At 66.7% G+C, this 21,167-nt stretch carries 19 protein-coding genes; 12 read left to right on the top strand and 7 right to left on the bottom strand.

The window, feature by feature from the left end:
- Positions 1-6 precede the first annotated feature (6 nt).
- Positions 7-1,503: a sugar transferase gene (locus AB0N05_RS08285; protein WP_364689099.1), complete on the bottom strand. Its 1,497-nt coding sequence runs from the start codon at positions 1,501-1,503 to the stop codon at positions 7-9.
- A gap of 425 nt (positions 1,504-1,928) precedes the next feature.
- Between AB0N05_RS08285 and AB0N05_RS08280 the strand changes: the two genes are divergently transcribed.
- Together AB0N05_RS08280 and AB0N05_RS08275 are read left to right on the top strand one after the other, a co-directional pair.
- A complete protein-coding gene (locus AB0N05_RS08280; protein WP_364689096.1) occupies positions 1,929-2,546 on the top strand; it encodes a YdcF family protein in 618 nt (205 codons plus the stop codon).
- 41 nt (positions 2,547-2,587) lie between these two features.
- Positions 2,588-3,199: a serine acetyltransferase gene (locus tag AB0N05_RS08275; protein ID WP_364689093.1), complete on the top strand. Its 612-nt coding sequence runs from the start codon at positions 2,588-2,590 to the stop codon at positions 3,197-3,199.
- On the opposite strand, the gene AB0N05_RS08270 is transcribed toward AB0N05_RS08275, so the two are convergent.
- Genes AB0N05_RS08270 through AB0N05_RS08260 form a run of 3 tightly spaced genes read right to left on the bottom strand, consistent with a single transcriptional unit; the run spans position 3,165 to position 6,606 of the window.
- Positions 3,165-4,484, bottom strand: a complete 1,320-nt coding sequence (locus AB0N05_RS08270; protein WP_364689090.1) for an oligosaccharide flippase family protein — start codon at positions 4,482-4,484, stop codon at positions 3,165-3,167. The two genes, AB0N05_RS08275 and AB0N05_RS08270, sit on opposite strands and share 35 nt — an antisense overlap.
- A complete protein-coding gene (locus AB0N05_RS08265) occupies positions 4,481-5,371 on the bottom strand; it encodes a glycosyltransferase family 2 protein (protein WP_364689087.1) in 891 nt (296 codons plus the stop codon). The genes AB0N05_RS08270 and AB0N05_RS08265 overlap by 4 nt, the downstream gene beginning before the upstream one ends.
- On the bottom strand, positions 5,368-6,606 hold the full coding sequence (locus tag AB0N05_RS08260; protein ID WP_364689085.1) for a hypothetical protein: 1,239 nt from the start codon (positions 6,604-6,606) through the stop codon (positions 5,368-5,370). Before AB0N05_RS08260 ends, AB0N05_RS08265 begins: the two co-directional genes overlap by 4 nt.
- 82 nt (positions 6,607-6,688) lie before the next feature.
- Here AB0N05_RS08260 and AB0N05_RS08255 point away from each other — a divergent pair, with 82 nt between their 5' ends.
- The 7 genes from AB0N05_RS08255 to AB0N05_RS08225 all read left to right on the top strand — a co-directional run bounded on the left by AB0N05_RS08255 (position 6,689) and on the right by AB0N05_RS08225 (position 14,639).
- Positions 6,689-7,237 carry a colanic acid biosynthesis acetyltransferase gene (locus AB0N05_RS08255; RefSeq protein WP_364689082.1) on the top strand — a complete coding sequence of 183 codons (549 nt, stop codon included), beginning with the start codon at positions 6,689-6,691 and terminating at the stop codon, positions 7,235-7,237.
- The gene (locus AB0N05_RS08250; protein WP_364689079.1) at positions 7,237-8,340 is read left to right on the top strand and encodes a glycosyltransferase; all 1,104 of its coding nucleotides are present in this window, start codon (positions 7,237-7,239) and stop codon (positions 8,338-8,340) included. Before AB0N05_RS08255 ends, AB0N05_RS08250 begins: the two co-directional genes overlap by 1 nt.
- Positions 8,337-9,074, top strand: coding sequence for an SGNH/GDSL hydrolase family protein (locus tag AB0N05_RS08245; RefSeq protein WP_364689076.1), 738 nt, complete (start codon positions 8,337-8,339; stop codon positions 9,072-9,074). Before AB0N05_RS08250 ends, AB0N05_RS08245 begins: the two co-directional genes overlap by 4 nt.
- Entirely contained in the window at positions 9,071-9,706 is a 636-nt protein-coding gene (locus AB0N05_RS08240) for a cell shape-determining protein (protein WP_364689073.1), read from the top strand. The genes AB0N05_RS08245 and AB0N05_RS08240 overlap by 4 nt, the downstream gene beginning before the upstream one ends.
- The gene (locus AB0N05_RS08235) at positions 9,703-10,827 is read left to right on the top strand and encodes a Wzz/FepE/Etk N-terminal domain-containing protein (RefSeq protein ID WP_364689071.1); all 1,125 of its coding nucleotides are present in this window, start codon (positions 9,703-9,705) and stop codon (positions 10,825-10,827) included. The genes AB0N05_RS08240 and AB0N05_RS08235 overlap by 4 nt, the downstream gene beginning before the upstream one ends.
- Positions 10,828-10,896: 69 nt before the next feature.
- A complete protein-coding gene (locus tag AB0N05_RS08230; protein WP_364689068.1) occupies positions 10,897-11,613 on the top strand; it encodes a hypothetical protein in 717 nt (238 codons plus the stop codon).
- The gene (locus AB0N05_RS08225; RefSeq protein ID WP_364689065.1) at positions 11,610-14,639 is read left to right on the top strand and encodes a lipopolysaccharide biosynthesis protein; all 3,030 of its coding nucleotides are present in this window, start codon (positions 11,610-11,612) and stop codon (positions 14,637-14,639) included. Before AB0N05_RS08230 ends, AB0N05_RS08225 begins: the two co-directional genes overlap by 4 nt.
- On the opposite strand, the gene AB0N05_RS08220 is transcribed toward AB0N05_RS08225, so the two are convergent.
- The gene (locus AB0N05_RS08220) at positions 14,591-15,229 is read right to left on the bottom strand and encodes a class F sortase (protein WP_364689063.1); all 639 of its coding nucleotides are present in this window, start codon (positions 15,227-15,229) and stop codon (positions 14,591-14,593) included. The two genes, AB0N05_RS08225 and AB0N05_RS08220, sit on opposite strands and share 49 nt — an antisense overlap.
- Positions 15,226-16,209 (bottom strand): hypothetical protein, encoded by a 984-nt coding sequence (locus AB0N05_RS08215; RefSeq protein WP_364689061.1) that lies wholly within the window; start codon positions 16,207-16,209, stop codon positions 15,226-15,228. The genes AB0N05_RS08220 and AB0N05_RS08215 overlap by 4 nt, the downstream gene beginning before the upstream one ends.
- Before the next feature lie 264 nt (positions 16,210-16,473).
- Here AB0N05_RS08215 and AB0N05_RS08210 point away from each other — a divergent pair, with 264 nt between their 5' ends.
- Positions 16,474-16,935 carry a phage tail protein gene (locus AB0N05_RS08210; protein ID WP_364689058.1) on the top strand — a complete coding sequence of 154 codons (462 nt, stop codon included), beginning with the start codon at positions 16,474-16,476 and terminating at the stop codon, positions 16,933-16,935.
- Positions 16,936-17,186: 251 nt separating this feature from the next.
- Here AB0N05_RS08210 and AB0N05_RS08205 read toward each other — a convergent pair whose 3' ends face one another.
- Positions 17,187-19,814 (bottom strand): DUF4132 domain-containing protein, encoded by a 2,628-nt coding sequence (locus AB0N05_RS08205; protein WP_364689056.1) that lies wholly within the window; start codon positions 19,812-19,814, stop codon positions 17,187-17,189.
- Positions 19,815-20,231: 417 nt separating this feature from the next.
- Between AB0N05_RS08205 and AB0N05_RS08200 the strand changes: the two genes are divergently transcribed.
- Together AB0N05_RS08200 and AB0N05_RS08195 are read left to right on the top strand one after the other, a co-directional pair.
- Positions 20,232-20,498 (top strand): hypothetical protein, encoded by a 267-nt coding sequence (locus AB0N05_RS08200; RefSeq protein WP_364689053.1) that lies wholly within the window; start codon positions 20,232-20,234, stop codon positions 20,496-20,498.
- Between the two features lie 174 nt (positions 20,499-20,672).
- Complete coding sequence (locus AB0N05_RS08195) at positions 20,673-21,038, top strand: hypothetical protein (protein WP_364689050.1); 366 nt, start codon at positions 20,673-20,675, stop codon at positions 21,036-21,038.
- Positions 21,039-21,167 lie beyond the last annotated feature (129 nt).

Genomic DNA, 21,167 nt, shown 5'->3' with positions numbered 1-21,167 from the left:
TCCATGTCAGTAGGCACCGTCACTGCGCGTGACCGCCGTAATGGTCTTCGCGATGATCAGCAAGTCCTGCACCATCGACCAGTTTTCGACGTAGGACAGATCGAGCCGGACCGACTCGTCCCAGGACAGGTCCGAACGGCCGGACACCTGCCACAGCCCGGTCACTCCGGGCTTGACCAGCAGCCGCCGCCGCACCTTGCCGTCATAGCGTTCGACCTCGCCGGGTAGCGGCGGGCGCGGGCCGACCACGCTCATCTCGCGTCGAATCACATTGATGAACTGGGGTAATTCGTCCAGGCTGTAGCGCCGCAGAATGCGCCCGACGGGGGTCACCCGCGGATCCTCGCGCATCTTGAACAGCGGGCCCGCGCCCTCGTTATGCGACAGCAGGGCGGCGCGCTGCTGCTCCGCGTCCACGAACATGCTGCGGAACTTGATCATCCGGAACGGCACGCCGTCCAAGCCGATCCGCTCGGAGCGATAAAAGACCGGGCCGCGGCTGTCGAGCTTGATCGCCACCGCCGCGATGAGCATGACCGGGGAGACGACCGCCAGGGCGAATGCCGCGAAGGCGAGGTCGAATACCGCGCGGCCGAACGACCTCGACCGGGCATATTGCGGCTTCGCGATGTGCAGCAGCGGCAGATTACCGATCGGGCGGATCGACATGCGCTGATCGGCCACATCCAAGAGCCCTGGTGTGACAGCCACATCCACGCCCAGCGGGGCCAGCTGCCACACCAGATCATTGATCACGCGCGGACCGAGATGTTCGGTCGCGGAGACCGCCACGATGTCGGCGCCGGTCTCCTGCACCGCATCCAACACGGTCATGGTCGATCCGGTGATGATGGGCAGGTCCGGAAGTCCCGGGTCACCGGCGACATCCTTGTCGTACGGGCTGTACACGCCGACAACCGAATAGCCGACCGCGGGATCCCGGGCGAAACAGGTCATCATCTGGCGTGCGGCATCGGGACCGCCGACCACCATGACCGCGGTGCGGCAGCGCCCCTTTCGTCGCTGCGCCGCGGCGTAGCGACGCCACAGGACCCGGTTTCCGAGCAGGCCGAGCAGGCCGAACGGTAGCGCGATGGCCAGATACCCACGGGCGAAATCCATTCGGCCCAGCAGCGAGACGATCGCGATGAGACCGAATAATCGCAGCGTGGCCGAGGTGATCTGGCGGTATTCCTCCACTCCGGCGCCGGGCACTCCCGGCGAGCCGGTATTGCCTATGACCAGGAAGCTGAACCAGGCCAGCGCCAAGAGGATCGAGATGATCGAGTATCCGATGCGGGCATCGCCCGACCAAGCGGTCAGTTGTGCGTTCTTGTCGATTCCGCCGAAACGGATCAGCTGCGCGGCTCCGACGGCTGCGACCAGGACGAGCGCCTCGCCCGCCCGGACCCGGCGGCCGTATTCGGCTTGCCATCTCTCGCGATCGGAGCGCCACTCGGGCGCGGACCCCCGGATCCGAATCCGGTCAATCTGGAAGGCCATCCGCGCTCCATCCCCACGCTCACTGCCGAACTGCCCAAGCTCCCCCCGTTGGATGCCCGCGCCGAATATTATCGGTTCGACCCACTACAGGTCTATGTTCCGCGTGCAGGCCGGAGATTCTTGCGGATTCCGAAAACTTCTGCATAACAACATATTTGATGCGCCTCACCGAGGGTTCGCCGCGCAATCCCCGGAGAACCGTCGAGCCGAGACGAAATCGACTGAGCCCCAAGGTCGAGCGCCATCCCCGCCGATGGAGTCAGTCACCCGTGAATTCGCAACTCCCACCCCGGACGTTACGAAAAACCCAGCGTCGCGCCGCATTTTTGCGGGTCTTTCACCCCGGGCGGCGCACCGGGTGCTTCGAGCAGCCGACGTAGACTGTCGCCGACGAATCCGGACCGAAACGAGGACACCGGCACCGCATGACAGCCCAGGACGAGGACACCGCCGCGGCCCCGGCACGTCGATGGACTCGTATCCGCACGCGGCGGAACGGGCGTCCGCGACGGCTCCCGTGGGTGCTCCTGGCCGTCTGCCTGCTGATCGGTGCGGCCGCCGGAGCAGGCATTCCGGTCTATGCGCAGCCGCAGATCGACCAGCTGCGGCGGGCCGATGCGGTATTCGTCCTCGGCGGGGAGGGATTCGCCCGCTATCCGTACGGCCTCTCACTCGGGGCCGCCGGGTGGGCTCCGACCGTGGTGTTGTCGAACCCCTACGGCACCGACAATGACTGGCTCACGCGCACCTGCCAGACGCGGCAGACCGGGTTCGAACTCGAATGCTTCGTTCCGGATCCGCCGACCACGAAAGGTGAAGCGCGCCAGCTACGCCGACTCGCGGCCGAACGCGGCTGGCAGACGGTGATCGTGGTGACCTTCCGGCCGCATATCTCCCGGGCGAGGTACATCGTGGAGCAGTGCTTCGACGGTGACCTGGTGATGACCGCGAGTCCGGCGCAGCTCCCGTGGTACCGATGGGTATACGCGTTCGGGTATCAGACGGTCGGGTACGCACGTGCCGCACTCCAGCCCGGGTGCTGACGAATCCCGGCCCCGATGCCTGGCCGTTTAGGATGACCGGCATGGCTTCCGGGCAGTGGGCATTGCGGCTGCGGGTCGCTCGGGTGCTGGTCTACCCCTTGTGGCGCAGCGTCGGCGGCACCGCTTCGGCCCGCGATGTGCGGGCCGATATTGCGTGGTGGGTTGAATGCATCGCTGCACCGAAACTCATGGCGTTGGACGAATACTCACGATTCGCCTATCTCGCGGCCGCGCTGCCCGAGTTCCGCACGCTCGTGCACTACCGCCTGCGCGGTCGATCTCCGGTGCTTCGAATGCTGTTGCGAGCCTGCTATCGACCGCTGCCGACGCTCACCCTCGAGGCCGATCGCATCGGGCCGGGGCTGTTCGTCCAGCACGGTGTGGGCACCATTGTCACCGCGGAGGCCATCGGCAGCCACTGCTGGATCAATCAGCAGGTGACGATCGGGCACGATGCGAAGGGGCGTCCGACACTGGGTGATCGCGTGCGCGTCGGCGCGGGCGCGGTGGTGCTCGGCCCGATCATTCTGCACGATGGAGCCACCGTGGGGGCCAATGCGACGGTGATTCACGATGTGCCCGCCGGGGTCACCATGGTCGCGCCGCTCGCGACCGAGCTCACGGCCCGGCCGCGCGGCGACGGACCAGCCTAGGAACCCACGCCAGATCGGGAAGCACCTGCGCGAGCAGGGAACCGAGCGCGGCGGCGGCGACCACGCCCACCGCCCCGAATCGCGCGGCGAACACGATGCCGAGCCCGATGCTCAGCATGGCCATCGCCACCGTCCAGCCCGCCTGCCAGCGGGCCTCGTTCGGCCTGGTCAGCAGGACGTTCGCGGGGAGATGCGCGCTCTGGACCACGAGCAGGGCACCGAATGCCAGTGCCAGCTCGAACGATACGTCGATCCGGCCACCGGACAGGATCGAGGCCGCCCATGGTCCGAGCGCGGCCAGTGCGATCGTTCCCACGGCCGCGATCCCGGCGAATATGGCGGTGATCCGCCACCAGATCCGGACCGTTTCCGTCGCGGCGCCACGGCGTTTCACGAAGACCGGCCAGTAGGACAGGCCCGCTGTCGAAATCACCGACCAGATCACGCCGTAGATCTGGGCCGTCAATGCGTAGCGGGACAGCTCGACCGGAGTGGACAGGTGCGAGAGCAGCAGCCGACCGGTCTGCAGCCCGGCGGGAAGTCCGACTCCAACAAGGAATAACCACAGACTCCCCGCGAGCAGCCGCGTGCGATGACCACCGACCGCAGCGAACGCCGACCGACCGAGACCGGAGAGCCGCAGCGCGGCAACGGTACCGACGGTGTGCCCGGCCAGCACGCCGACCAGCGCCGATACGCAATACCAGATGGGGCTCACACCGGCCGCGAGCAGCGCCAGCGTCGTCAGCAGGGCGAATGCCGGACAGCTCATCAGCACGAGTGTCGCGAGTTCATTGCGGTCGATGCCGATGAGAATGCGCACGCCGAGCCCGGCCGGAATGGTGAGCGCGAAAAGGACTGCGGCGACGGTGATCGCCCAACCGTCCTCGGACCCGGACGACAGCCCCGTCAGCAGTGCCCACCGGCCCGTCGCGAGCACCACGAACGCGGCGGCCGCGACACCCGCTGCCACACCGGACAACACCCGATAGGCGCGGCGAATGACGTCGGCGGCCAGCAGATCACGCTGCGTCGATGACCGATTCAGCTGGGCGCTCGCGCTCAATACCGTCGCGCCGATGCCCAGGTCCGCGAAGGGGAACAGCAAGGTCACGGTGGTGATCAGGGAGACCAGGCCGAAGACCTCCACACCGGTCTGCCGCACGATGATCGCGGTATTCGCCAGACCCAGCAGTGCGACGATCGGCGTGCCCGCGATGCGGTACAACGTGCCGCGGAGCAATGCCCTGCGCTCGTCCGGCGCCAGCCGAGCCGGATCGGTCATCGGCGCAGCATGATCCGGACGCCGTTCAGCACGGCGTAGGCCAAGGCGAACGGACCGGGACGCCCGTATCGCAGTGCCGCCCGCAGCGCGCGGCCGACCCCGGTGAGCGAACCTGCCGCCACCGCGGCACTGACCGGACTCGTGCACAGGTAGTCGCCGCGAATCCGCGGCGACTCCGCGCGAAGATACTCCAATCCCCAGGCGATGTAGTCGTCCACGCGGTCGGCGGTCGATCGCGAAACTGATTCGGCCCCTACGTAATACGTGCCGAGCACCTCCGGAACCTGGATCAGCCGCAGCTCCGGAACCGCGCGCTGCACCGCCAGCAGCCACGTCGGTTCGTCGTGCACCGTGTCGGTGTCCCAGCCGACCTTCCGGGCGAGTTCGATGGGAAAACACAGCGTCGAGGTCTGTAGGACAGCGCCGCCGACACGCAGCGAGCTGAACCGGAACAGGTACCGCGCCACCGATTCCCGGGGCGCGATCAGCCTGCGCGGCCAGACCCGATGCCGCTCGCCGGGGCCCGATACCGCGATCCGAGAGGAGCAGATCCAGTCGCGCCCGGTGACGGCATCGAGCTGGCAGTGCAGTTTCTCCGGCAGCCATTCGTCGTCATCGTCGAGCAGCGCGATCACGGTGCCCTGGGCGGCGTCGATACCGGCCTGCCGGGCGGCACCGGGACCTACGCGACCGGCCGTGCGCACCACCGTGATCCGGGTGTCGGACGGCAGGTCCAGCGCTACCCCCTCGGCGGCGACGACCATGACCTCCGCCACCGGGCGGGTCTGGCGCAAGGCCGATTCCACCGCGCGGCGCAAGGACGCTCGCCCGACGGTCGGCACGACAACGCTGACGGCGGGATTCATGCTGTCCGTCGCGGGATTCATGCTGTCCGTCGACAGTGGATCGCGAGATACGCGAGCATGAGACAGGCGAGTTCGGGGAGCATGCCGTAGGTCCACGGCGCGTAGAGCAGGTCCCACACTCCTTGCAGCGCGACCACGACGAACAGCGGAGCCCAATTCCCCAGGCGTTCGTGGTTCCAGAACACCCCGGCACAGGCGACCAGAATCGACAGCGGCAGCAGTGCCGCGATCACCCCGCCCTCGGCCCAGGTGCCGAACAGGATCGAATGGAACGCGGAGTAATCGAATACCGGCAGCCGCCAATACAGCTCGAACGGAAACGTCGGTGCGAACCCGATCCGGATCGCCACATGTTCCGCCTGCGTATACAACTCGGGTGTCAGATGCTCGGCGCTCCCCCAGCCGAGCAGCGGACGCTCCGCGATCGCGGCGAAAGTCATCGGCGGCTCGGTCCTACCGGCCAGCAATAACGGCAGGTGCGTCGCATCCTGCTCGACCGTCTTGCGCTGCAACGCCGGTCCGAACATGCCCGCCCGCGCCGCGATCGGCATGACGTACGCGAACAACAACCCGAAACCGGTGACACCGGCCAGCGACCAGCCACGCCCGATACGCGCGCCGAGCACCTGCCTGGTCGCCAGCCATACCGCCGCGACCAGGCATACGAGCGCATGCGACCGGAAATTCAGGCCCAGACTCGCCAACGCGAGCGCCGCGAGCGACCCACAAATCACCATCGGGCGGGCGCGCGAGCGAATCAGCGCGAAGACGACGAGAACCGTCACCGCATGCGCGATCCCGTACTTCCACAGATCGAGCAGGCGGCCGGTATTGGTCAGCTCGATTCCCTCGAAGACGAAGAATCCGACAGTGCCCACCGCGACCCCGGCGAGCAGGGATGCGATCGCATCGATCGAGCGTCCGGTGAGCACCGCGAAACCGATGAAGTACAGCGCGAACGCGGGCAACGCCAGCGCATTCGGCCACAGGATGCCGACATGGTTCACCACACACGAGGCCAGGAAGGAAATCCACGCCAGCGCGGCAATCACGATCGGCGCCAGATCGACCCCGCGATGCGACATCAGCGCGAACCCCGGAACCGCCAACACACAGATCAGCGACAGCCCGGTCACCGTAAAGTTCGCCAGCTGCACACCCGCCGTCGCACCCACGATGACCAGCGCGAACGCCGACATGTAGTGCACACGCCGCGGAACGGATTGCGGTGCCGCCGTGAACCCCAGATCGATCACCAGGTCAAACCTCTTGTAGCAACGAACGACTGGCGGGCTATCGAAAGGTAACGGTACATTGATCACGCCAGGGGAGGTGTTTATGAGCGATGCCGGACCGGAACGAACCCTGGCGGCGCTGCGCGGACACTCCTATGACAAGGGTCGCGGTCTGATCTGGCAGGTGCTGTGGGTCGCCGTGTCGACGCTGGTCTTCACCCAAGTGTGGTGCCCGAATCGATTGCGGGTGGGGATCCTTCGGCTCTTCGGCGCGGACATCGGGTCGGGGGTGTTGATCAGGCATCGGGTGAGCGTGCAGTGGCCGTGGAAGTTGACCGTCGGGAATGACTCGTGGGTCGGGACCGGGGCGGAGCTGTACAACATCGAACCGATCACGCTCGGGTCCAATGTCTGTGTCTCCCAACGGGCTTACCTATGCACCGGTAGTCACGACCGGCGGTCACCGACCTTCGATTATGACAATGGACCGATCGTGGTCGAGGACGGCGTGTGGGTGTGCACGGGTGCCACGATCTTGCGCGGCGTCACGATCGGCGCGCATTCGGTCGTCGGGGCGACCTCGCTGGTCAGCGCGGATGTGCCGCCGTATTCGCTGGTGCGGCCGCCGCCGCCCGTGGTCACGCCACGCTGATGCGAATCCTGCACCTGGTCACTCTGGTGTCACCGGAGGGCACTTACGGCGGTCCGGCCCGGGTGGCGTTCAATCAGGCGGCAGAATTCCTCACTCGCGGTAACGACGTGACCGTGGCCGCCGCCGCGCGCGGGTACGACACCCTGCCCACCATGGTCGGTGACGTTCCGGTACAGCTGTTTCCGGCCCGAACCTTGGTTCCCGCAACAGGTTTCGCTGGTCTCGGAGCGCCCGGCCTGTGGCGGTGGGTGCGCCGTCACGGCGGCGGCTTCGACGTCGTTCATGTCCACCTGGGCCGCGATCTGGTGACATTGCCCGCCGCCCTCTCGGTGCGCGGCGCGCGTACGCCCTACGTCGTGCAGCCGCACGGGATGATCACGCCGAGTTCGCATCCCCTCGCCACTCCCCTGGATGCCGCATGGACCCGCAAGGTCCTGCGCGATGCCCACGCCGTCTGCTTCCTCACTCCGGTCGAGCGCGACGATCTGGCCGCCGTCGCCGGTCCGGGGGTGACTCTGGTGCACCTGGACAATGGCGTACCCGCCTACCCGTCCGCTGTCCGGGCAGCCACACCCGAGGTGCTGTTCGCCGCCCGCCTGCACGCCCGCAAACGACCGCTCGCGTTCATCGAGATGGCAAAGACGTTGCTCACCAATGGAATCGAGGCGACCTTCACGCTCGTCGGGCCCGATGAGGGTGAAGGCCCGGCGGTGCGGGCGGCGCTCGGTGACGACCCCCGGCTGCGCTGGACAGGTCCGCTCGACCCGGCCCGCGTCCCCGAGCGGATGGCCTCTGCCGCCGTGTTCGTGCTGCCGTCGGTCCGGGAGCCGTACCCGATGGCGGTGCTGGAAGCGATGTCGGTCGGCCTGCCGGTGGTGATCTCACCGGATTGCGGCCTCGCACCACTTGTCGAGCGAACCGGCAGCGGCATCGTAACGGCCTCTGCCCCAGCCGAACTCGCGGCGGCGGTGGGGACACTGCTCGCCGACCGTGGACTGGCCCGGGCGATGGGCGAACGCGGCAGGCACACGGTGGCTACGGAATTGGGGATGGCGCGAATCGGCGACGCGCTGAGCGGGCTCTACAGTGCGGCCGTCCGATGAACCGGTCGAGGGCATCCGATCTCGCGGCCGCGATTCTCGCTATCGCGATCGTCGCCGGGCTCGTGTTCGCCCTCCATACCGATCCGACCGGACACGGCGACTCCACCCCGAAACCGCTCAGCAACCCCGAGCAGACCGAACCGACCGCGCTGTTCATCGGCGATTCGTACACGGGCGCCAGCATGCTCGCCGAGATGTCGTACGCATGCCAGGCGGCACTCCGGATGCATTGGCTCTGCGACCTGGCCGCGCTGCCCGGCACCGGGTACATCAGCGGCGGGCCCGCCAACCGATTCCACGTCGCCTATATCGGCGACTCCACCTCGTTCGACGAGCGCGTCCATCGTCTGGCGCAGCGCTCCGCACCGAATATCATCGTGCTCGACGGTGGCCGCAATGACATCTTCGCACCGCTCGACGACGTACTCGAGGCAATGCTCGGTACCGTCGAAGACGCGCACAGCACCTGGCCCGCAGCGAAGATCGTGTTCGTGCGACCGCGTTTCCTGCAGCGGCCGGGCGATGACCTCGGCTTCGACGACGACTTCCTGTACCGCCTGAAAAGCGACCCGGCCATGGCCGACGTGTCCGTGATCGATCCGCTCTCCTCGCTCGACGACGCCACCGCCTTGGTAGGTAAGGACGGGGTGCACCCGAACGCGGACGGCAACCGGCGGATCGCCGCCGCCCTGGTCGACAGCCTCACTACCCACGGATTGGCGACGGCGCGATGAATCCCACTCTCTCGCAATACGGTGCCGTGCTGCGGCGGCGATGGCGCTGGATCGTCTGGGGAGTACTGGGGACATTGGCTGCGACAACGGTTTTCCTGCTGGTGTGGCCACCGGTGTATCGGTCGGACGCGACGGTGTTCATCCGGACGCCGGGCGACGTGAGCCGGGTCATCGACGGCGGGGATTCCTATGCCAAGGCTCGCGGCCGGACCTATGCGGCGCTGGCCACGAGCCCGGATCTCGCCGCGGTCGTGGTCGGCGATCTCGCGCTGGCGGCCGATCCGGATCGCTTCGCCGACCGCATTTCCGCCTCGAGCCGAACCGGAACCGTGCTGATCGATGTGAGCATCACCGGCCCCACCGCCGAGGAGACCACCCGGACCGCCGAAACCTTCCTGAAAGACTATGCCGCGCTGGTCCGCACGCTCGAGACGATCCCCGGCAGCCCGGTGCCGCGCGCCGAATTGGTGGTCGTCACCGGACCCGGTCGGCCCGAGCGCGAAGTCGCTTGGGGCGCGCCGATTTACGCCGTCCTCACGGGGGCCGTGCTGACCGGCTTCCTGTTCGGCGCGGGTGCGGCCGTGGCGCGCCGGCTCTTCGAACCCGATACCGAAAACGAGGCGAGCAGTTGAAGCTGAACCAATTCGTCGCGCAGTTGGGCAGGTACTGGGCGACATTCGGCGCGGTGGCCGGGCTCGTCGCCGCCGCGGGCATCTGCCTGGCCGTCCTGAGCCCGCCGCGATACGTCTCGACCACACAACTGCTGGTATCGATCGAGGGCTCGACGACCGCTTCGGCATATGAGAACGACAATGTGGTCACCGGCCGGGTCACCACCTACGTCGCCTTGCTCACCACCGATGCCGTCGCTCAGCGCGTGATTGACAAGCTCGAATTGTCCGAATCGCCGCGCGATCTGGCCGAGCAGGTGAGTGCGGCGGTCGTGCCGCCGAAGACCGCGATCATCGATGTCGCGGTGACCGATTCGTCCGCCGACCGTGCCCGCCGCATCGCGGCCACCCTCGGCACCGAGTTCATCGCCTACGCCGACGCTCTCGAAACGCCGACCGGCGAGGACCGGCAGAAGGTGCATACGAAGGTCGTGACGGCCGCGAGTACCCCGGGCAGCCGACTGCCCGGGGTACTCGCGCTGGCCGGACTCGGCATCGTCGCCGGATTGCTGCTCGGTGCGGTCGCGGTGTCGATCCGGGGCCGCACCGACCCGATCCTCAGAACCACCATCGATATAGGGGTTCCGGTGCTCGGCACGGTGGCCGCGGTGCCCGCTCCCTCCGAACAGGAATCCATCGGCTACCGCGGGTTGCGGGCACATCTCGAGCAATTGACTCCCCCGCCCTCGGTCTGGGTAATAGCCAGTGCCACAGCCGAAGTCGATGTGGCGACCGTGGTGCGCAATCTGAGCCGCACGATCGAACGGCACGGCGGGCAGCCGGTGGTCGTGTCCGGTGACAGCTACGATCCGGCGCAGGCGAGAAGCCTGATCGATCCCGTGCGATCGGATCACACCCATGTTCTGCTCGCCGCGCCACCGGTAACGAAAAGCGTCTCCGCGTCGGTATATGGAGAGTTCGCGGACGGCGTGATCCTGCTGGTGGAACTCGGCGCGACGCATCGGCGCGATCTGCGTGAGGCCATCGCGCAACTGCGGGCGGCGGCGGTCGGCGTCACGGGCGTCGTGGTGGCAAATACGTGGAAGCACAGTGGCAAATACGTGGAAGCACAATCGAACTGAACGATCGCGAGGTGTCGTGTAGGTTCGGCGTTCGAGCCGCCTATGCGATGTTCGAAGGGGGATGTTGACATGGATTTGTTCGATGTCGCGAGGTCGTGCGCTCGCCGCTGGTACGTGATCCTGCCGCTGCTGGTCCTCTGCCTGCTGTACGGAAAACAGACCTATTCGGCGGCCAAGCCGGTCTACTACGCCAATGCCGTAATCGGCTTCGCGCCACCGAGTTTCCGCACCGACACCGCGGTGGCGGGCGAACCCGTCCGGCGCAATGGACTGCTGGATGTGGGCGGGGCGACGCTGCTGGCGAACCTCGCGGCACTGGGCCTGCGGCAGCCCGCGGTCATCGATCGGGTCGTCAGCGGAGGCGGGCAGCCCAACTATGTCGCGCGATTGTTTCCCGTCACCAGCAACTCGGCGCAGATCCCGCTGGTCATGCTCGAGGAGACCGCCGCCGACCCGCAGTCGGCGGCCAAGACCCTCGAGCTCGTAATGGCACAGGCCGATTCGACGCTGACCGGTCTGCAGCAGAGCGCTCAGGTCCCCAGCGATCAGATGGTCGCGTCGTTCACGGTGCAGCCACCCAGTACTCCCGTGGCGGCCACACCCTCGCGCACCCGGTCGACGATCTCGGTCCTCGCCGCCGGAATCGGCCTGTCCATCCTGCTGACCGTGCTGCTCGATGTGGTGCTCGAGCGACTGAAGCGCAACCGCCGCCGCCCCGAGCCGTCCATACCGCTCAGCCCGGGCGCACCGGCGGCCACCAATGCCCGAGCAGCGAATTCGATGTGAGTACCGCCGAAGTCGTCGCTGACCGATCCGGCGTCGGTGAGCGGCGGCGGGCGGCCAGACCGTGGGCGCTCGCCATCCTGTGCGTGCTGATCCCGGTCCTACCGGCCTACGTCGTGCCCGCCGGTCCGCTGAAAAGCAATGGCTCTCCGGCGAAGATCCTCGCGGTGCTGCTGTTCGGGCTGGTCGTGCTGGGCTTCCTGGCCAGCCGCCGCAGCGGAAGCCGCCGTTTCAATCCCGGCGTCGCGATCGTTCTCGCCTACTTCTTCGCATGGCTGGCGATCTACGGGCTCGGCCGCCTGCACATCGACGGCCCGGCGATCGAGGCGGCCAAGACCCGCGCGGTGATCGCCCTGGTCGCGGATATCGGCGTGGCGCTCTACGTTTTCACCCGGATCAAGACGCGCCAGGACCGCGATTTCGTGCTCGGCGCACTGCTGATCGGGCTCGCCTTCGAATGCGCGGTGGGGCTCCTGCAAGGCGTCACCTCGACGGATCTGCGATTCCTGTTCCAGCCACCGGGTTTCGTCGTCAATACCGAAGACCTCACCCTCGACGAACGGATCGGCGCCAAACGCGTCATCGGCACCGCGCAGCACGCCATCGAATTCTCGGTCCTGGCCGTGGCGGCGGTGCCGCTGGGCATCTACTTCGCGCGCAATGCGCGACGCACCGACGTCCGGATACTGGCGGGTCTGGCAGCCTGCCTGGGCCTGGCGGCAATGCCCGCCGCGATCTCCCGATCCGGCGTGATCTCCCTGGCGGTCGCGCTGCTCGTCTACATGTTCTATTTCCGGGTGCGCACCATTGCGATTGCCGCGGCGGGACTGGCGCTCGCGGTCGGCGCGTATATCGTGGCCTTCCCGACCGTCGTCGACGCACTGTGGCGGACCATCACCGGATCCGCCGACGACCCGAGCATCAAGCATCGCACCGAGGACTACGCGGGCGTCTCACGAATCTTCCACGACAACCCATACTTCGGCCTCGGCCTCGGCGGGCAACCCCACCTACTCGACAACGAATGGCTCCAGACGGTCGTACAGGGCGGCATCGCCGGAATCGCCGCGATGATCGTCCTCAGCGGCGGGACACTATTCGGGATAGCCGCGGGCCTGCGCGCCGCGCAGACCCCGCGCGAACGCGAGCAAATCTACATGCTCGGCGCGGTCGTCGCCGCAATCCTGGTGTCCAGCACCACATTCGACCTGTTCTACTACCAGCAAGCCACCCTGATCTTCTTCGTGGGATTCGCACTGCTGTGGACGCGATATTCGATTCCATTGCAGGAGCGCGGTGCGCGCACCGTGGGCGCCGGGCCGAAACCACCTGTGCCCGAGGGGAAACCACCTGCGCCAGAGGCGAAACCAGCCACAGCTCAGGCAAACGCGCCCACGGCCGAGCCGAAACCAGCCCTGGCTGAAGCGAAACCCGCTGCGGCTGAGGGCCTCTCGCTGGGCGCAGCAGGCGAGGGCCTGTCGTCGACTACGGCAGACGAGGGCCTGCCCGCGGGCGCGGGCGACAAGGGCCTGTCGTCGGGTGTGCGGTGGAGTGGGGTCTCGATGGTGGGGCGCGAGATCGCCCGCACCGGGTTCACGGTGTTGCTCGCGCGCCTGATCGGGCCGGACGCGTTCGGCATCGTCGCGCAGGCCACGGTGTACCTGGGGATCCTGAGTCTGCTTCTCGACCAAGGCTTTGCCAGCGCGCTGATTCAGCGGCCGACGCTCGATCGGTACATGCCCGGTGCGACGATGACGGTCAATATCGCGGTCGGCGCGGTCCTGGCCGCCATGACCGTCGCCATCGCCCCCGCCTGGGCGGCGTTCATGCACACCCCGGACCTGAAGTGGGTCCTGATCGCACTGGCCCCGAGCCTGGTGGTCCGGGCCGCCGCCATCACGCCTCGCGCAATGCTGTGGCGCGAGATGGAGTTTCGCAAGAACGGCATTGCCGACATCGTGTCCGCCCTGCTCGGCGGCGCGGTCGGCCTGGCGGTAGTGATCGCGGGCGGCAGCTACTGGGCACTCGTGGCCCAACTCGTCACCACCGACATCGTCATCGCCGTCATCCTCATCGCGGTCGCCGGTTCCTGGCCGAACCTGCGCCTGAACCGCCTACGCGAAATCGCCGGTTTCTCCTGGCGCGCGTTCGCCGGTGCGGTGCTTGTCAATTCGCTCTCCCGCAATGCCGACAACCTGCTCATCGGCCGCTTCCAGGGAGCCCAAGCCCTGGCCTTCTACGCCCTCGCCTATCGCCTACTACTCCTGCCGGTGCAACTGACCGTCCAGAGCATCGGCTCGGTCCTGTTCCCCCTCTTCGCCCGCCTCGCCGAGGATCTTCCCTCCCTCCGCGCCGAACTGGCACGGGCAACCAGAATCATGGCCCTCGTGTCCCTCCCCGGCATGGCCCTGGTCGCAATCGCCGCCCCCCAACTGATCGACCTCGTCTTCGGTTCCGCCTGGGCCCCCGCCATTCCCATCGTCCAAGTGCTGGCTATGGCCGGTGCCCTCCAAGCCGTCTACCAGCCGTCAGCGATCCCGGTAATGCTGGGCCTGGGCCATGCCCGCCTGCAGCTGCGCTACGCCGCCCTCTGCACCGTGGTATCGATCGGCGGCATCGTCGCCGGTCTGCCCTTCGGCCCCTTCGGCGTCGCAGTCGGTTACAGCGCGGCCACCGTCCTACTGGTACCGGTCGAATGGCTGGTCCGAAAGCGGCTACTCGAAGTCAGCATGCGCACCCAGTTCGCCCAACTACTCCCCGGCCTCCACATCGCCTTCTGGATGGTCCTTGCGTACGCATCGATCGCAGTGGCCTTGCACGGTCACAACATCGCAATCTTCTGCGCCGGAACAGTTCTCGCCCTCGTCGTCGGCGTCGCAGTACTCCGCCTGGTGTATCGCACCCAGCTGAACGAAATCCTCCACCTGGTGCAACGAGTACTCGGCAAGCGCGGCAAGGACAGCGAACCCGCGCTCGATGCCTACGTCACGGAATCCAGGGAGGAGAAGACGACCACATTCGATAGGTAGTTCTTGTCTGCCTGATCGAAATCGCCACCGCAGGTGACCACCTGGAGGGTCGCGCCGCCGCGCGGCCCGAACACCAACTGGTCGGGAAATTCGGATTTCAGGTACATGCGGACGTCGGTGACCTTGAAGTGGGCGATCTTATGGTCGGCGCGGGTCACATCGATCAGGTCGCCCGGCTTGACCTTCTTGAGCGAGAAGAACACGCCCTCGCCCTGGTAGGAGTCGACATGGCCGAGGATGACCGCCGAACCCTGCTCGCCCGGGGCCGGGCCCTGTTGGTACCAGCCCGCAGTTCGATAGTCCGCGGGCACCTGAACTGAGCCATCGGCGTTGAGGCCCAGCGAGATCAGCGGCCCCGCGGTCTTGATCGAGGTGATATCGAACGACACCGGGGTCGAACGGCCGACCGCCGCCGCGGTCTTCACGCCGGAGGTGGTCGACACCGCGGCGGTCGTACTCGACGCGGATTGAGCGCTGTCCGAGGAGCAACCCGCGACAAGTGATGCGGAGACCGCCACCACGATGGCGCACGCACCGAAAAGTGTCCGACGAATTCTCTTCGGGTTCACGGCATTCGGGGCGATGGTCACTTGGCACCCACCTCACGCGCCATGCCGCCCGCGCCGGTTGCCGGTGCGCCCCTGGGGATCACGTATCCGCCCGGCGGGGCCTGGTCGGTGACCGCCGTGCCGCCGAGAATGCCGGTGGTCGCGCCCACCGGAATCGCCATGCCCTGCACCGTATCCGCTCCGGCCGCCGCGGCTCCGGCGGTCACCAGATCGATGCCACCCAAACCACCACCCTGCGCTCCCGCACCGATAGTCGTATTCCCGCCGACCTGGACACCGCCCCCGGCATTCCCGCCGACCTGCACGCCACCACCGACGTTCGCACCGCCCTGGGCACCGCCGCCGACTTGCACACCGCCACCGACGTTTCCACCGCCCTGCGCATCTCCGCCGACCTGGACGCCACCACCGACGTTCCCACCCGTCTGCACCCCGCCACCGACCTGCACACCACCACCGACGTTCGCGCCACCTTGCCCGTCCCCGCCGACCTGGACGCCGCCTCCACCATTTCCACCTGTCTGCACCCCACCGCCGACCTGCACACCACCCCCGACGTTCGCGCCGCCCTGCCCGTCCCCGCCGACCTGGACGCCACCACCGGCGTTTCCGCCGCCCTGCGCATCCCCGCCGACCTGCACGCCACCACCGGCATTCCCACCGGCCTGCGCCCCGCCACCGACCTGCACACCGCCGCCAGCATTTCCACCGGCCTGCGCACCCCCACCGACCTGCACACCGCCCCCGGCATTCGCTCCCGGAGTCACGCTGACGCTCGGTTGAACGGAGGCACCGGCATTGCCGCCGACCCCGACCCCGCCCCCACCTTGTACGCCGACGCCGACGTTAACTCCACCGTCACCGACCCCGACCTGGACATCCAGGCCGGCGCCCGGGCCGGGAGCCGTTGTCGTGGTGGGGTCCGCGGTGGCCGCCGACGCGCAGAGAGCTACGGCGGCCGCAGCCAGCACCGCAGCAGTGAATGTCCTTGCCGACATCATGAATTCGCTTCCAACAGTTGTTACTCGACTCCCCTCATTCGAATGGACCGAGTGGTGCGTTACCCGATCTGCCCGGTTTTCCCGAAGTTAGCGACAATCCGGGAGCCTTCAAGACTGGACGCCTGCACAACCCCCAAAGCGAGCACGCCCATCACCCGAAATCCCCTAATCCAGCGCCTGCGCGCCAGACCGACACCTGGACCGGCAGCCGCTTATGCTTCGGTGTCGAGATCTTCGCGAATTGGACAAACGGAGGAATGTGCCGTGACCTATGCCGTGGACTTCACCACCGTCTCGACCGTCGGAGTCGAATCGTCGCCGGTCGCCGAGGCGCTCGCCGGGTTGCGGGCCAACGAGGCCCGCTACTTCAAGAACAAGTACGACCACGTGTTCACGGTCGAATCCGCGAGCGACGCCAAGGAAACCATCGCCTGGGTGAGCAAGATCCTCGAAGACGAGCGCGGCATCGTCATCTCCTCGCCCCCGCTCGAGGCCACCGCCTTCGAGGTCGACGGCATCCGCATGGCCTACGTCTTCTACCGGAGTGGCCTGTCCATCAACGTGATGTACACGATCGCCGACGCCGGTAAACGCGCCGTCGGCTTCAAGCTCTCCGACGGCATGGAAGTCCCGGAAGAGCTCTCCGCCTTCAAATTCGCCCGCCAGAAATCCAAGCTCGCCGGCACCATCCGCGGCTCCTACTTCGTCATCAAGAACGAGTACTGACAGCTACGAGGTGCCGGCCAAGGCATCAACCTCACCGGCATAGCCCACATCCTCGACCTCCAAGACGCCAACTCCCTACTCCGCAACACCAACGCCGCCCTGACCGCCGAACGCGACCCACATGCGGCACACCCCGAAAACGGAGATGGCCAAACCTAAGAAGCCGCCGTGAGTCTGCGTGCTTCAACATCGGACGGGATCGTCGTTGCCACCATCCGTGGGATCCGCCGTGCGACTCCGCCCAGGTGTTCTCATCCGGCGCGGAGTGCCTCCAATTCGCGGATCAACTCCGATGCGGTGACCGGGTCCAGGGCATTCAGGTCGGTGTCGATCAGGTCGACGCTCGTGATGATGTGTGTCGAATACCGCATCAGATCGCGCCATTCGAGGCTCGGGGAAATCCGCAGCCGGATCGAACTGCCCGCGGACAGCGGCCGCACCATTCTGTCGATGGCGCCGTCGGAGGACTCTCGGGTCCACCCATGGTGCGCGAGTGCCAGCAGCCGACCCGGTGAGGTTTCGAGATCGTGGTATCCGCTCAGGCCTGCCGCGAATGCGGAAGAGTCCGGTGCCCAGAACACTCGATCGAGCTGCGAAAATGGCTGCAATATCGCGTAATCCGAGAATATCGACGCCCAGTCGGCGGCGGCCTCACCCAGCTGCAGCGGATGGGCGATGCCTATCTCGGCTTCGTCGGCGATGCTGACCACGTCGTCGTCGACATCGGCGAAGGTGAGATCCTCGGCAATCCGGAAAGACCGGTGAACGGTGCCGTCGGTGTTGAAGGTGGCCCACACCAGTCGCCGGGAGAGCTGGCGCAGCATCGGATGGTCGACGAACAGCTCCCGGTACGCCTGCGCCGACCAGCGTCGACTCTCGACCATGGCCTGCTCCAGGCGCCGAATCTGTTCTCGGGCCACCTTCTTCGCGCCCGCTTGCAGCATGGTGAACTGGTCGTAGGCCGCGTTGGCGACGGCACGGTCGTCCTGCGCGGTGGGCTTGGGCAGAGTCTTGCGGCGCGGGCCGACAGCCCATGAGCCGTCATCCGCACGGCGGCCGTCGAAGACAACCGGTCTCAGTTGTTCATCGAGATCGATGACGAAGCCGCGTGATCCGTAGTCCAGGGTGAGTCGGCCATCTTTGCCCAGACCGAAATCCGGGATGGAGCGATCGGCCAATTCGTCCGTCGTGATGCGGCGCTGCGCCGCGACATCATCGAGCTTGGCCCGCACGGCCTTCCTGAATCCGCGCTGTCTGGTGCGCAAGCCGATGTCGCGCAGGTGGCCGAGCGCGGCCGGAGTACCGATATCGGCCAGCACGTCGAGGCCCGCCACCGCCCGGGCCGAAGCCGACTGCCGCGGCCATTGCAGTATCAGCGGGACCAGCAGCCGCGCGGCTTCGTCGTCACCGAACAGACCCACGGCGCGCAGGGTCCAGATTCCACCGGCCGGATATTCGGCGAACACCCATGCCTGGAACAGCCCCCACGCGAAGGCCGCCATCGACATCGGATCGAGGATGGCCGAAAGCTGTTCGATCGCAGTGCGATCCGGGGTGCGTTTGGCCAGCAACGCGCACACCACCTCCACCGTCGATGTCGGCAGAGCTCGCGCGGTGTCGCTCGTCAGCAGCGGCGGTAGCACCGGCACAATCAACCACGACGGCACCGCAGCCGGTTTCCGGCGCGGCCGAAACACGTCCGGCAACTCCGCTGGATCGACAACCGGAAGATCGGGCAATTGGACGCCGAATTCCGTAGCCAGGTCCGGGTTCTGCCAGGCGTGGATCCGCAGCAGTGTGGCCGCAGCCGAAGTCCGCACGGCCTCAACCGACAGCAGCCGCATGGCGCGGCGCGGGAAACGTCGCGCGGCCGCCATCGCAGCGGTGGGAACTCCGTATCGATCCAGGTTCCGCAGCAGCAGACCGAACGCCTCGTCCGTGGGCAAGTACGACAGAATGTCGGCCAGGTCGCGCGTATGCTCCCGCGTCCAGCCGGTCACGTGATCCACGAAGCCTACGGAGGCAATCGTTTCGGCTGCCTCCGGGCCGACGCGGGCGGCCGCGCCGATGTACCCGGCCGTGCTCACGCTACTACGGTTACCGGGCCGCAAACGCGCGATGAAGGCCTCCAGTTGAGGCGCGGTCGTGACTGCCGTCGCAAGGAGCGCATAAATGGTGTGAGCCCAGTAATCGTTCGCCACCGGTTCGCCGATATCGGCGGTGACCCAGGACTGCTCGGTCGGCATCAAATAGCTCGAGGCAATACGGACCGGCAGTGTTCTTGTGGCCGAACGTATTTCGCCGAGTCGCGCGACGGCGGCCCGATACTCGTCGTCGGTAGCGGCAACCAGATGCTCCCGCGCTCGCCGCAAGGCGGCCAGGGAGTAGAAATGGTAGAAGTGGCGCCCGACCGACCATGGCGTCAAGTCGTAACCGCGACCACCCGGTACCTCGCGGAACCCGCGAGTCATCGTGGTCGCGATCAGTGCCGCCTCGGCGGCAAACACCACACCGCGCTGGGCTACCCACGCGTCGACCGTCATGGACCAGTCGTAGGCACTGCCGGAATATCGCCCTTCACACTCGACCACGACGGCCAGCCCGGCCGCCCCGAGAGGCGTCGCCGATATCGGATCACCCAACGCCACCACCCCGGCCTCGGCCGATGCCGTCGGCCACGAGGCCGCCAGCGCGCGCTGCAGCGAGTCCCGCTGGGCCGCAATCAACTTGTCGTGAACTTCGACCGCACTCGGATCAGGAATGAACGATCGATACGGAGCAAACCCACGGACCGAAAGCGCCACCTCACGCCAGGCCGCAGGAACCTCCCAAGTGTCCTCATCGACCTTCCCACGATCGTGCTCTACCCCGTTGGCCATCGGCCCCCCTCTTCGATACTGCGAACAACTGCCGGTATTCAAGCAAACGCGACCGACAACCAACCGTTCCCTCGGAATCGACACCGCCGCATGGGAAGCCGCAGGGGCAGCTAACCGGGACCGTCTGAGCCCGTAGGCAGTGGCGGACGTTCGCCGACCTCAGGTCAGCACAGCCAGTTGATCTTCCAGTGCCGGGCACTGACCGGTTCGGTCAGCGCCCTATGCGGCAATTGAGTGTGTTCGATAGGGGCCTCGCGAAGCGGGCTGTGTTAGATCATTCCCGTCCAACAAACCGCGCAACGCCCTTGCCTGCCGCAATGTGCACGTGAAGGTGGCGATTGTGCTGCTCGTCGCCGAGTGTGGTCAGAACCTGGCAGCCGCCATGCTCTGCGACAACTCCCTTTCGGTCACAACTCGATGGAACCGGACGAGACGTGGGCGGTGACAGTCAGTGACGCCCGCGGCGAACCAGCGACGTGGGGACGGATCCCACGCAGCTACATCCGCTGCAGTCGCGATCGGATGCTGCCGCTCGCGTTACAGGACCGGATGATCGTGGAGGCCGACGCCGCAACGCCCGGAAACGCTTTCGATGTCCACACTCTCGATGCACCGCATCTCGGTCCGCAAGACCCACAGCCGGTGGTCGAGATCTTGACAGCGCTTGCCCACAGTCTGCGCTGATCCCGTCGCGGTGACGCTATCTCCACCCGAGGAAGAACGACCGCTCGGAAGGACTGTTGTCATCGTGCGTGACCAGGACTCGTATATCTCTGCGGCGGAGCATAATTCGCTTGCGTTGTGGCCGGACCGGTGTAATCGTCGCAGGGAATAGGGTTCGTCTCGGGGAGGAGATCGATGAAGTCTCGGACTTTCGCAGGGCTCTCGGTGATCGCGGGAATAGCTTGTGCCACAGCAGTTGTGCTCGCGCCATGTGCCACCGCGGCCTTCTATGTGGCGCCCGGCGTCTGGTGTGAAGGGGCGACCTGCACCAACGACAACGACGAGGCATATCTGATCTCCGCGCAGGTCAGCTGTACCACCTTCAACGGACCCGGCGCGAATCCGGCCTTTGGGACCAACAGCTACCCCACGAGTCAGTGGGCCGACCCGCATTCCAGCGTGACCTTCGATACCTCGTGCGGTGCACCCGCTGTAGACGCGGGGTGGTCAATCACCAGCGCAGTACCGCGCTCCCAGGTGTCCACCGGTTCCATGGGCTGATCGACGACCATCGATCCGGTGGCACGCAGTCTCTGGCAATGACGGAACGTCCGCTACTGGTGAACGATGCCGGATCATGCTTTCCAGGTCGAACTCTGGTCCTACCTCAGTCCTTCTTCATCATTTCGT

The sequence above is a fragment of the Nocardia sp. NPDC051030 genome (genome assembly GCF_040683015.1).
GTDB lineage: Bacteria > Actinomycetota > Actinomycetes > Mycobacteriales > Mycobacteriaceae > Nocardia.
This window is presented reverse-complemented; position numbering and strand designations above follow the sequence as displayed.